This window comes from Streptomyces sp. NPDC003011, from assembly GCF_053591515.1.
The window spans coordinates 22722-35062 of sequence record NZ_JBSFTY010000087.1 but is presented as its reverse complement, the minus strand read 5'-3'; the positions used below and the strand labels follow the sequence as shown (position 1 = coordinate 35062).

The window sequence follows — 12341 nt, the reverse complement described above, 5'->3', positions numbered from 1 at the left end:
CACTTCGCCTACGACGACGAGGAGACGTGCCTCGCCGAGGTGCGCTACCTGCTGTCGATGCTCCCGCAGAACAACCGCGAGAACCCGCCCCGGGTGGAGCCGAGCGACGAGGCGGACCGCCGCGGCGACGTCCTGCTCGACCTGGTCCCGGCCGACGGGAACCGTCCGTACGACATGACCAAGGTCATCGAGGAGATCGTCGACGACGGCGACTACCTGGAGATCCACGAGCGCTGGGCCCGCAACATCATCTGCGCGCTGGCCCGCCTGGACGGCCAGGTCGTCGGCATCGTCGCCAACCAGCCGCAGTCGCTGGCCGGGGTCCTGGACATCGAGGCGTCGGAAAAAGCTGCGCGCTTCGTGCAGATGTGTGACGCTTTTAACATCCCGATCGTCACTTTCCTGGACGTCCCCGGGTTCCTCCCGGGTGTCGACCAGGAGCACGGCGGAATCATCCGCCACGGCGCCAAGCTGCTGTACGCCTACTGCAACGCGACCGTCCCGCGGATCTCCCTGATCCTGCGCAAGGCCTACGGAGGTGCGTACATCGTCATGGACAGCCAGTCCATCGGCGCCGACCTCACCTACGCCTGGCCGACGAACGAGATCGCCGTGATGGGCGCGGAGGGTGCCGCCAACGTCATCTTCCGCCGCCAGATCGCCGAGGCGGAAGACCCCGAGGCCATGCGGGCCCGCATGGTCAAGGAGTACAAGTCCGAGCTGATGCACCCCTACTACGCGGCCGAACGCGGTCTGGTGGACGACGTCATCGACCCCGCGGAGACCCGCGGAATCCTGATCCAGTCCCTGGCGATGCTGCACACCAAGCACGCCGACCTGCCGTCCCGCAAGCACGGCAACCCCCCGCAGTAACCAGGCGGATCCTTCGCGGTACCCCCGCGGAAACCTCTCTCACGGAGACTGACACCCATGAACACCCCTGACATTCGTGTCGAGAAGGGCCACGCCGAGCCCGAGGAGGTCGCCGCCATCACGGCGATCCTCCTGGCCCGCGCCGCCCGGCCGTCCGAAGCGCCGGCCCGCCGGGGCCGCCCCAAGGCCGGCTGGCGCCGCCTGGAGCGCGAGCCGGGCTTCCGGGCCCCGCACAGCTGGCACTGAGCCGTAGGGCATGGCATGGCGAAGGGCCCCTCTTTCGAGAGGGGCCCTTCGCCATGCCTCGGGGGGACGCGCGGGAAACCGCGCCCACGGCCACCGGGCCGCCCGCAGACGGCCCACGACCGTCCGAGGCGGCCCGGTGGCCGCGCGTCCCCTACACGTCCGCTACCGCAGCCGCGCCATCAGCGCGTGTTCCACCAGCGTGATCAACGCCGACTTCGCGTCGGCCCGGTGCCGCGCGTCGGTGGTGATGATCGGGGTGTCGGGGCCGATCTGGAGCGCCTCGCGCACCTCGTCGGGGTTGTACGGCTGCTGGCCGTCGAAACCGTTGAGGGCGATCACGAACGGCAGGCCGCTGTTCTCGAAGTAGTCGACCGCGGGGAAGCAGTCGGCGAGCCGGCGGGTGTCGACCAGGACGATCGCGCCGATCGCGCCGCGCACCAGGTCGTCCCACATGAACCAGAAGCGGTCCTGGCCCGGCGTACCGAAGAGGTACAGGATCAGGTCCTGGTCGAGCGTGATGCGGCCGAAGTCCATGGCGACCGTGGTGGTCGTCTTGTCCCCGGTGTGGGTCAGGTCGTCGATGCCGGCCGAAGCTGACGTCATCACGGCCTCGGTGCGCAGCGGGTTGATCTCCGAGACGGCGCCGACGAACGTGGTCTTGCCCACGCCGAAGCCGCCAGCCACCACGATCTTCGCGGACGTGGTGGAGCGGGAAGGCCCTCCGCTAGAGCTTGCGAAGTCCACTGAGCACCCTTTCGAGCAAAGTCACGTCTGGCTGGCCGCCGGCGCTCTCGTCGCCGCCGGGCTGATGGATGGCGACCAGGCCCGCCTCCGCCAAGTCGGCGACGAGGATCCTGGCCACGCCGAGAGGGATTGTCAGGAGGGCCGAGATCTCGGCTACCGACTTGATCTCACGGCAGAGGTTGCAGATCCGCTGATGCTCGGGCAGTTGGCCCTGCATCTGGTGCGGCTGCGCGGTGGTGTGCACCAGCGCCTCGATGGCGAGCTGGTAGCGCGGGCGAGTCCGGCCGCCGGTCATGGCGTACGGACGCACCAGCGGATTGTGGGACGCCCCGGCGGGCGCGGGCTCAGGGGTGCGTCGCTGCGGCTGCACGGGCTGGATGCGCGGCGCCGGCGGCTGGTCGTACGGCGACGGCCCGGGACCCTGCGGGTTCTGGGGCGCGTACGGCTGCTGACGTCCATGGCTCGGGGAGGAGGGGAAGTTGTAACGGTTGGGGTTCTGGGAACCGTCGTTCTGACCCTGGCCAGGGCCGTACGACCAGTTGCCCGAAGGTGAACCGCCTGGGGGTGTTGCCACTTTCTCTCCTCCTCCGACTGTGCCGGGCACCCATCACTGTGGAGCCGCGTCCCGAAACCTTATGGCCTAAGGGCGCCAAAACGCACCGTCTGTCTGTCAGTTGAGAAGGCTCCCCTGGAGCTCCGCACGCAGATCGGGCGTCAGGACCGTTCCGGCACGGTCCACCAGGAGGGCCATCTCGTAGCCGATGAGGCCGATGTCCGCTTCCGGATGTGCGAGAACCGCGAGCGACGAACCGTCGGAGATGGACATGAGGAAGAGGAATCCCCGCTCCATCTCCACAACCGTCTGGTTCACGCTGCCGCCCTCGAAGATACGGGAGGCGCCTGCCGTCAGTGACGTCAGACCGGAGGCGACGGCCGCGAGCTGGTCGGCACGGTCGCGCGGAAAGCCTTCGGACATCGCCAGAAGGAGTCCGTCGGCGGAGACCACCACCGTGTGGGACACACCCGGGGTGTTGTCCACGAAGTTGGTGATCAACCAGTTCAGGTTCTGCGCCGCCTGGCTCATCGGGCTCACACTAACGCTCCTGGTTGTAGGTGCTGTCAGGACCACTGTGCTGATTCCTAGTGGCCTGGCCGTTCGTTTCACTGCCTGCGTTACGTCCTCGCTGGACCCCGCGGCGCAGGTTGCTCAACCTGCCCCGGACGTCCTCGGGAGCACGGGAGACCTGGGGGCCTCCCTGGGGGGTGGCTTCGGCGGCGCCCTCGACCAGGTTGGCCTTGGGCACCCGCCTCGGCAGGCCGGAGGAGGTGACCCCGCCCGCCTTGGGCCCCTTCCGGAGCTGCGAGGCCTGCTGCCAGCGCTCGTCGTTGGCCGAGCGCCAGCTGCCGTTGCCGTTGCCGCTGCCGTCCGGGGCGGGAGCCGACGGCTCCTGGTCCGCGTGCGGCGCGCCGCCCGAGCCGTTGGCACCGCTCGCGGTGGATCCGCGGCGGGGGAGCCCGGCATCGGTCAGCTCGTGGGCGACGGAGGAGGTCGGTCCCGGACGGTCGAAGCCTACGCGGTCCTGCTCACTCACGTCAGCGGCCTGCGCAGATTCCGCTTGCGGAGCGTACTGGTCCGGGTATCCGTTGCGGTAGCCGTCGGACTGCGGCCAGTCGTCCTGGTAGGGCCGCTCGTCGAGGCCGGGGAACGATTCCGGCGCGACGGCAGGGGCGGCGGCGGGCTCCTCGAGGACGGGTTCCGCATACGACGGTTCCGGGTAGCCGCCGTTGGCGGGGAAGGCGTCGTTCTGCGGCAGCCCGCCGTTCGGCGCGTAGTACGGCTCGTCGTACGCCGGCCGCTGCTGCTGGTCCTCGTACGAGCGCTGCTGCTCCTCGTACGCCGGCTGCTGACGGTCGTAGCCGGCCGGCTGCTGCTCCGGGAAACCGCCCTGGCCGTTGTCGTAGCCGGACGGGGCGTCGAAGGCGTCCCCGTACGACGGGCTGTCGAGGTCCTGCGTGCCGGGCTGGCCCTGCGACTGCGACTCCAGGGCCGCGCGGCGCTCCTCACGCAGCAGGGAGCGGCCCACCGGGTCCAGCTCCCGGATGTCGTCCGGGATCTCGGAGTAACGGCTGTCGTCGAAGCCCAGCTCCGCGGCCGTCCGCATCGGCAGGCCGTTGGTGAAGTTCTCGCCGCCGAAGTTCTGCTCCGGGATGATCTGCGAGACCGTGAACTCGTCGCGGTGGGCCTGCTGCTCGCCGCCGCTGCCGCCGTGGGTGATCGCGTCGGGGAGCATGACCAGCGAGGTCGTGCCGGCCTGCTCGCCGGAGGGGCGCAGCTGGACGCGGATGCCGTGCCGGTCGGACAGCCGGCCGACCACGAACAGGCCCATGCGCTGGGAGATCGCCGCGTCCACGGTCGGCGGGTTGGCCAGCTTGTGGTTGATGTCCGCGAAGTCCTCGGCGGTCAGGCCGATGCCCTTGTCGTGGATCTCGATCATGATGCGGCCGTCGGGCAGCCGGGTCGCGGTGACGCGGACCTTGGTCTGCGGCGAGGAGAAGGTGGTGGCGTTCTCCAGCAGCTCGGCCAGCAGGTGCACGAGGTCGGTGACCGCGCGGCCGTGGATCTCGGCCTCCGGGACGCCGGACAGCTCGACGCGCTCGTACTGCTCCACCTCGGAGGAGGCGGCGCGCAGCACGTCGACCAGCGGGACCGGCTGGTCCCAGCGGCGGCCGGGCTCCTCGCCGGCGAGGACGAGGAGGTTCTCGCCGTTGCGGCGCATACGGGTGGCCAGGTGGTCCAGCCTGAAGAGGTTCTCCAGCTGGTCCGGGTCGGCCTCGTTGTTCTCCAGGTCGGTGATCAGGGTCAGCTGGCCCTCGATCAGCGACTGGTTGCGGCGCGAGAGGTTGGTGAAGATCGCGTTGATGTTGCCCCGCAGCATGGCCTGCTCGGCGGCGAGCCGGACGGCCTCGCGGTGCACCTGGTCGAAGGCGCGGGCGACCTCGCCGATCTCGTCCCGGGTGGTGATCGGGATGGGCTGCACCCGGGTGTCGACGCGGCCGGGGTCGGTGCGCGAGAGCTGGTCGACCAGCATCGGCAGCCGCTGCTCGGCGATGCCGAAGGCGGCGTTGCGCAGCTGGCGCATCGCGCGGCTCATCTGGCGGGCCACCATGCCGGCCAGGATGAACGCGGCGAGCAGGGCGACCACGACCGCGGCACCGGTGATCAGCGCGTCGCGCTTGGCGCTGTCGGAGATGTCGGAGGCCTCGCTCACCGCGGTGTCGGCCAGCTGCGTCTCGATGGTGTTGTACGCGTTGAACTTGAGCGTGGTGACCGCCCACCAGTTCTCCGCGGTGATGCCCTGCTGAGCCAGGGCGGCCCGCTCACTCGTGTCCGTGGAGGACAGCGAGGCGAGCTGGGTGACCATCGTGGTGGGGTTGGTGGGCGGCGGGACGTAGTCCGGGTTCTTGGCCTTGGCCTCCGCGGCCATCTTCGCGCCGTCGGCCTTGACCTGCGTCTCGGCCGCCGTCAGCTTGGCGATGTCCTCCTCGGTGCCGCCGCTCTGGTACTCCTGGATGGCGATGCCCTCCAGGTACGCGTACGACGAGAGGGCGACGCGCTGCCTGGCCAGGTCCGCGTCGTCGGGGCCGGGCTTGATCAGCAGGTGCATGCCGATGGAGCGCTCCAGTGAGAGCGCGCCCTTGGTCAGCGAGATGGCGTAGACCGTACGCCCGTAGCTGGTGATGTTGCCGGTGCCCAGGCCGAGCTCGTTGGCGAACTCCAGCAGCCTGTGCTCGGTCGCGACGTAGCCCTCTTCCGTCTCCACGCCGGAGAGCTGCTCGGTGTAGGCGGCCTTGCGGAGCTTGGCCAGATCCGGCTCCACCTCGCGGAAGCGCTCCAGGCGCCGCACCAGGTTGGGCCGGTCCGGCATGTTCTGGACGGCCTCGTCGAAGGCGTCGGCCGCCTTGTCCGTGTTCGCGCGGGCGGCCACGACCGTCTTGTCCTTCTCGCCCTTGCCCTGGAGCAGGGGCGCGGCGGTCACGTCGCGCTCGACGAGCAGCTGGTTGCCGTAGGCCAGCGCGGCCCGCACCAGACGCGCGGTGTTCTCCGCGTCCTCGGCCTCCTGCCAGGTGTCGATCGAGCTCTTCACCTGGAAGCCGCCCATGACGAGACCGACCATCACGGGTATGAGCAGGATCGCGTTCAGCCGGGTCGGCACCCGCCAGTTGCGCGGGGAGAACCGGCCGCCGCTGGAAGCCGGAACAGCCGTTGGTTCCGATCCGGGCACGGGGTGGGGCGCCGCTCCGCGCGGCGGCGGGGTGAAGTTGCCCCGGGCCGACGGCTCGGGACTGTTCTTGCTTCGCCTCACTCGACCAACAACCTTCCGGCGGTCGGCACCAACGTTGTGCCGCAGTGTCTCAGAGCCCAGTTCGCCATCGACTGATGAGTACGTCGTTGACTATTGGGCAGTTCAGGCATTCCAGCACGGCGGCCTGCGCTCCTCCAAACAGTGGGGCGCAGGGATCGCAGTGATGTAAGCCCCAGATAAAACGGTCATACAGAGCGAGCCCCGCCAAATGACGGGGCCGGCGTGCGCGCAGCGAGAGCAGACGACCGCGACGCGTGGCGATACCACCCTATTCCTCTGCCGAAACGTTATGAACACCGGAGCCGACCGTGTCAAACGACACAGTCGGCTCCGCCACATCTACGACAACTGCCGTATGCCGCTGAGAATTTGGGTGCTATCTCAGACGTGCCATCAAAGCGTGCTCCACCAGTGTGATCAGCGCGCCCTTGGCATCGGAGCGGTGCCGCGCGTCGGTGGTGATGATCGGGGTGTCGGGGCCGATCTGCAGCGCCTCGCGGACCTCCTCCGGAGCGTACGGCTGGTGCCCGTCGAAGCCGTTGAGCGCGACGACGAACGGCAGGCCGCTGTTCTCGAAGTAGTCGACCGCGGGGAAGCAGTCGGCGAGCCGGCGGGTGTCCACCAGTACCACCGCGCCGATCGCGCCGCGCACCAGGTCGTCCCACATGAACCAGAAGCGGTCCTGGCCCGGCGTACCGAAGAGGTACAGGATCAGGTCCTGGTCGAGCGTGATGCGGCCGAAGTCCATGGCGACCGTGGTGGTCGTCTTGTCCCCGGTGTGGGTCAGGTCGTCGATGCCCGCGCTGGCGGACGTCATGACGGCCTCGGTGCGCAGCGGGTTGATCTCGGAGACGGCGCCGACGAACGTGGTCTTGCCCACGCCGAAGCCACCCGCCACCACGATCTTCGCGGAGGTGGTCGTCCTGCCTCCGTCAGAGCTTGCGAAGTCCACTGAGCACCCTTTCGAGCAGTGTCACGTCCGGAGCGCCGGTGCTCTCGTCGCCGCCCGGCTGGTGAATGGCGACAAGTCCGGCCTCCGCGAGGTCCGCGACGAGGATCCGGGCCACGCCCAGGGGCATGGCCAGCAGCGCCGAGACCTCGGCGACCGACTTCACCTCTCGGCAGAGGTGGCAGATCCGCTGGTGCTCAGGGAGCAGTCCCATGAGCGCCGCCGGGTCGGCCGTGGTGCTGATCAGGGCCTCGATGGCGAGCTGGTAGCGCGGCCGGGTCCGGCCGCCGGTCATCGCGTACGGACGTACCAGCGGCTGGTCGCCCTCATCCTCGTACGGCTCCGCGTACGGATCATGAGAGGCGGTGGGCGGGGTCATGAATCCTCCGGGCGGGGACAGCAAGTCGGTCAGTCAAGCCGTCGGGGTGGGGCCGGTGGGGGGATTGTGGCGGCCGGACGGTGATTTGGTGAGACGGGTGGATCCGTACCGGTCAGTGGAGCAGACTTCCCTGGAGTTCGGCGCGCAGGTCGGGCGTGAGCACCGCGCCCGCGCGATCGACCAGGAGTGCCATCTCGTAGCCGACCAGACCGATGTCGCAGTCGGGGTGCGCGAGCACGGCCAGGGACGAGCCGTCCGAGACGGACATCAGGAACAGGAATCCCCGTTCCATCTCGACGACCGTCTGTGCCACGTCGCCGCCCTCGAAGATCCGGGAGGCGCCGGCCGTCAGCGACGTCAGGCCCGACGCGACGGCCGCCAGCTGGTCGGCACGGTCACGCGGGAAACCCTCGGACATCGCCAGCAGAAGGCCGTCGGCGGACACGACGACGGTGTGGGACACCCCAGGGGTGTTGTCCACGAAGTTGGTGATCAACCAGTTCAGGTTCTGTGCCGCCTGGCTCATCGGGCTCAACTAACGCTCCTGCTGGTGAGTGGGGCTCGGGAAGCTTCCGGTCTGGCCGTTGCCGGCCTGTCGACCTTGGGCGATGCCCCGACGGAGATTGGTCAGCCGGCCGCGTACGTCGTCAGGCGCACGCGAGACCTGCGGACCGGCTTGGTGCTGTTGCTGTTGAGCCGTGCCCGGGACGAGGTTCGCCCTGGGCACCCGGCGCGGAAGGCCGGAGGTGGTGACGCCGCCCGCGGCCGGCTGCCGTACGCGCTCTGCCTGCCGGACGAGTTCGTCGTTCGGCGAGCTGCGCCAGGAGCTGGCGACGGGACGTTGGGGGGCGGCGGGAGCCTGCGGCTGCTGCTGCGGGGCCGCCGGGGCGGGAGCCGAGCCGTTGGCCGGCTGCCCGCTGTGCTGTCCGTTCTGCTGTCCGTGGAACCAGTTGGTCTCGAGCGTGTCGTACAGCGGCGTACGGCCGTCGCCGGGACCGGCGGGCGGCAGTTCCCACCCGTCACCCGGCCGCCGGTTGTCCGGCTCCGGGCGGGCGGGCCGCTGCTGCGGACGCTGCGGGACCGGCGGGCGCGGGGCACCGAAGTCGGCGCCCCGTCCGCCGTTGCCCTGCGGGCGCTCGAACTGGCCCGTGGACGAGGGGATGTCGGCGGGGTTGTGACTGCCCGGCAGTGCGTGCTGGCCCGTGGACCCGCCGTCGTAGCCGGGCTGCGCGAACTGGCCGGTGGAGCCGTTGTCGTACGCCTGCGGGGACGCGAACTGGCCCGTGTGCGACGGAGCCGACGGGTTGTTCTGCCCGGCCGGGGCACCGAAGACGTCCGGGCGCACGAACGGGTTGTCCGTGCCCTGGCCGGTGCGGTCGTCCTGCCCGCCGCCGCTGGTACCCGGGCGGGCGAACTGCCCGGTGTGCTGCGGGACTCCGGGCGCCGGGGCGTCGAAGTCCGGGCGGCCGAAGCCGGACGGGGACCCGGCACCCTGACGGCCGTCCGGCCGCGGGATCGCCGGCATCTCCGCCGTCGCGCCCGGGCCCTGCCGATCGTCGATCCGCGGCATCCGGGAGGTCTGCGCCGGGTCCTGCTCGTCGTGGCCGCGCGGGGCGTCCAGCGAGGCCCGCCCCACCGGCGGCTGCGCGTTCTCGTCGCTCCAGCTGGGCGTGCGGGGCTGCTGGTCGCCCCCGGGCAGCTCGGCCCGCGGACCACCGCGCCCCGGCAGCTGCGGCCGACGGCGCCGGCCCTGCTGCTCGGAACCCGGGCCGGCGGGCGCCGGCTTCGGGGGTACGGCACCCCGGGCGCCGCCGAAGCTGTCCGGACCGCCGCCGAACGCGTCCTGGCCCTGCGGCCCACCGGTGCCCGCGGCCTGCAGGCCCTGCGGCGCACCCGGTGCCTGACCGCCGAAGCCGGCGCCCGCACCGGCCGGAGCCGGCCGGCCCTGCTGGGGCGCACCCGGACCCTGCGGTCCGCGCGCTCCGCCCGGCGCACCCGGACGACCGCCCGCGTCCCGACCGGGCAGCGCGGCCCGCGGTCCCTGACCGGCACCGAGCAGGCCGCCCGTGGGGGCACCGGCGCCCAGAGCGCCACCGCCCGCACCGGGACCGCCGCCGAGGACACCGCCACCCGGCTGACCGCCGCGACGGGCCGCGGCCACACCGGCCGCGGACTGCGCGGCGGCCATGCCGTTGGCACCGCCCGCGCCCTGGCCCTGCTTCGGCTGGGGCTTCTTGCCGCCCTGGGCGACATCGACGGGCAGCATGACCAGCGCGGTCGTACCACCGGAGTCGGACGGGCGCAGCTGGATGCGGATGCCGTGCCGCTGCGACAGCCGGCCGACCACGAACAGACCCATGCGGCGGGAGACGGAGACGTCCACGGTGGGCGGCGCGGCGAGCCGCTCGTTGATCGCGGCGAGGTCCTCGGGGGAGAGGCCGATGCCGGTGTCGTGGATCTCGATCAGCACCCGGCCGTCGGGCAGCGCGTGACCGGTGACCTTGACCTTGGTCTGCGGGGAGGAGAACGAGGTGGCGTTCTCCAGCAGCTCGGCGAGCAGGTGCACGAGGTCGTTGACGACCCGGCCGGCGACCTCGGTGGTCGGGACCGAGGAGAGCTCGATGCGCTCGTACTGCTCCACCTCGGAGGCGGCGGCACGGAGCACGTCGACCAGCGGCACCGGACGGGTCCAGCGGCGGCCGGGCTCCTCGCCGGCGAGGACGAGGAGGTTCTCGCCGTTACGGCGCATGCGGGTCGCGAGGTGGTCGAGCTTGAACAGCGAGGACAGCTGGTCCGGGTCGGCCTCGCGGGACTCCAGTTCGGAGATCAGCGACAGCTGACGCTGGATGAGGCCCTGGGAGCGGCGCGAGAGGTTGGTGAACATCGCGTTGACGTTGCCCCGCAGCAGGGCCTGCTCGGCGGCCAGGCGGACCGCCTCGCGGTGCACGTCGTCGAAGGCCGCGGCCACCTGGCCGATCTCGTCCCGGGAGTGCACACCGACCGACTCGACGGAGGTGTCGACGTCCTGCGGGTCGGACTCGGACAGCTGCTTGACCAGCTCGGGCAGCCGGTCCTGGGCGACCTTGGTGGCGGTCTCCTGGAGGCGGCGCAGCGAGCGGATCATGGACCGGGCCACGACGAAGGCGCCGACCAGCGAGACGCCGAGCACGAGCAGGATCAGCACACCGGAGATGATCGCCTCGCGCTCCGACTCGTTGCGCAGCTCGCGGGCCTTCTGCTCCATGTCCTCGAGCAGCGTGTGCTCGATGTTGCCCATCTGCTCGATCTTGATCGAGCTGTCGTCGACCCAGTCCTTGTAGGAGCGCTTGTCCAGTCCGGCCAGGCCGTCCACCCGGCCGAGGGCGCGGCCGGCCCAGGTGTCGGTCGCCTGGATGTTGGGGTTGCCCTCTTCGACCGGCTTGAGGAGCTCGGGGGCGTCGTCCCGGCCGTAGATGCTGCTGAAGCTCTCGAGTTCGGAGTTCTCGCTCTCCAGGGCGCCCTCGGCGTACAGCCGGTCGTTCTCGGAGAGGTCACCGAACGTCTTGTCGTCGCTGGGCAGTGCCGCCGCGAGGATCGCGCGCTGGATGGACGCGTACTCCTTGGCGGACGAGAAGGCCGACAGGGCGCGCGTGCGCTGGATCATCTCGGGGTTGCTGGTGGCCTCCGCCATGTCCTGCGAGAGGTCCAGCAGGTGGGTGATGAGGCGGTGGTAGCCCTCGACCGTCTGGGAGGCGTTGGCCTTGGTCCGGTAGGCCGAGGTGCGGATCTTCGAGAGGCCGCTCAGGTCGCGGACGAGGCCGACCAGGCTCTCGCGCACCCCCTGGAGGTTGGAGGCGTCGATGTCCTCCGCGGCGTTCTTGAAGGTCTCCACGGCCCGGTCGGTCTTGGTCCGGTAGCCCCTGACCGTGTAGTCGGTCGCCACGGCGCCGTGCGCCAGCGGACCGGCCGACTGGTCGCGCTCCTCCTGGAGCGCGGCGGCGAGTTCGGTCGCCTGCTTGGTCATCTCGGTCAGCAGCCGCATGTTGTCGAGCTGCTGGATGTCGTCCATCGAGTCGTTGATGCGCAGCGCGCCCAGCGAGGTGGCCGCGACCACCGGCAGCGTCAGCAGTGCCACCAGACGCGTGGAGATGCGCCAGTTGCGCAGGGCTATGCGCGGACCGGGGCCGGTCGCGCTCTTCGGTGCCTTCACCGGTGGTGTGGTCGGAGCGGACGAGCTCGACGACGTGGACGCGCCGGGGCGCCCGGAGCGCTCACCGCCGTCGCCGGACGCGGCCGGGCCCGGGTTCTGGGCGTGCTGGGGCGAGGAGCTGCCGGCCATCGGGCCAGTCCCGCCATGCGGCTCCGGCTCCGCCGAAGCACTGCCATCCCTCTTGAAACGTCCCTGCACTAGCGTCGCAACCTCTGGACCAGGCGCCCCTCCGCGCGAACGGAAGGACGGTGTCGGCGTCGTAGGGGGCGTCCTGAATACGCTCCCTGGTGGTCGTGAGTGACCGGCGCTGGCTCCCCCATGTCTCACCGCCACTCGGCGCTTCTCTGCGCCCCCTGTGCGCCGGCTCGATCCTGCGGCGGTCCGTGGAATTCCAGCACAGTGCCGGATCTCCAACAAGGCCCGTAGGCCAGGCCGTGACCTCTGTGACAGCACGTGAGTGCGACGTCACCAGGTGTACCGCATGATCTCCCGCATAAGGGACGTATGTCCGCGAGTCCCTCGGGGGTGGGAGGTGTCCCAGTCGCCATGATCAGGAGCGGAATAAGCGCTTCAGGGAGTCAATGTCCGTTTCGTTGA

Annotated in this window: 10 protein-coding genes; 2 read left to right on the top strand and 8 right to left on the bottom strand. The window is 70.7% G+C overall.

Annotated elements, in window-relative coordinates; all coding sequences use genetic code 11:
- The coding region (locus ACWD0J_RS33365) for an acyl-CoA carboxylase subunit beta (protein WP_451499592.1) at nucleotides 1–873 on the top strand (873 nt) is incomplete at its 5' end.
- A gap of 57 nt (nucleotides 874–930) precedes the next feature.
- On the top strand, nucleotides 931–1119 hold the full coding sequence (locus ACWD0J_RS33360; RefSeq protein WP_451499591.1) for an acyl-CoA carboxylase subunit epsilon: 189 nt from the start codon (nucleotides 931–933) through the stop codon (nucleotides 1117–1119).
- 162 nt (nucleotides 1120–1281) lie between these two features.
- Here the strand turns inward: ACWD0J_RS33360 and ACWD0J_RS33355 are convergent, their stop codons facing one another.
- From ACWD0J_RS33355 to ACWD0J_RS33320, 8 genes are all read right to left on the bottom strand, one after another.
- Nucleotides 1282–1863, bottom strand: a complete 582-nt coding sequence (locus tag ACWD0J_RS33355) for a GTP-binding protein (RefSeq protein ID WP_009314218.1) — start codon at nucleotides 1861–1863, stop codon at nucleotides 1282–1284.
- Nucleotides 1844–2437, bottom strand: a complete 594-nt coding sequence (locus tag ACWD0J_RS33350; protein ID WP_451499590.1) for a DUF742 domain-containing protein — start codon at nucleotides 2435–2437, stop codon at nucleotides 1844–1846. The genes ACWD0J_RS33355 and ACWD0J_RS33350 overlap by 20 nt, the downstream gene beginning before the upstream one ends.
- 96 nt (nucleotides 2438–2533) lie before the next feature.
- The gene (locus ACWD0J_RS33345) at nucleotides 2534–2947 is read right to left on the bottom strand and encodes a roadblock/LC7 domain-containing protein (RefSeq protein ID WP_030948713.1); all 414 of its coding nucleotides are present in this window, start codon (nucleotides 2945–2947) and stop codon (nucleotides 2534–2536) included.
- Between the two features lie 10 nt (nucleotides 2948–2957).
- Nucleotides 2958–6227 (bottom strand): sensor histidine kinase, encoded by a 3270-nt coding sequence (locus ACWD0J_RS33340; protein WP_451499589.1) that lies wholly within the window; start codon nucleotides 6225–6227, stop codon nucleotides 2958–2960.
- Between the two features lie 376 nt (nucleotides 6228–6603).
- Nucleotides 6604–7179, bottom strand: a complete 576-nt coding sequence (locus ACWD0J_RS33335; protein WP_286064909.1) for a GTP-binding protein — start codon at nucleotides 7177–7179, stop codon at nucleotides 6604–6606.
- Nucleotides 7160–7555, bottom strand: a complete 396-nt coding sequence (locus tag ACWD0J_RS33330) for a DUF742 domain-containing protein (protein ID WP_030611532.1) — start codon at nucleotides 7553–7555, stop codon at nucleotides 7160–7162. Before ACWD0J_RS33330 ends, ACWD0J_RS33335 begins: the two co-directional genes overlap by 20 nt.
- 112 nt (nucleotides 7556–7667) lie before the next feature.
- Complete coding sequence (locus ACWD0J_RS33325; protein ID WP_030667329.1) at nucleotides 7668–8081, bottom strand: roadblock/LC7 domain-containing protein; 414 nt, start codon at nucleotides 8079–8081, stop codon at nucleotides 7668–7670.
- A 9-nt stretch (nucleotides 8082–8090) separates the two neighbouring features.
- Nucleotides 8091–11942, bottom strand: coding sequence for a nitrate- and nitrite sensing domain-containing protein (locus tag ACWD0J_RS33320; protein ID WP_451499588.1), 3852 nt, complete (start codon nucleotides 11940–11942; stop codon nucleotides 8091–8093).
- Nucleotides 11943–12341 lie beyond the last annotated feature (399 nt).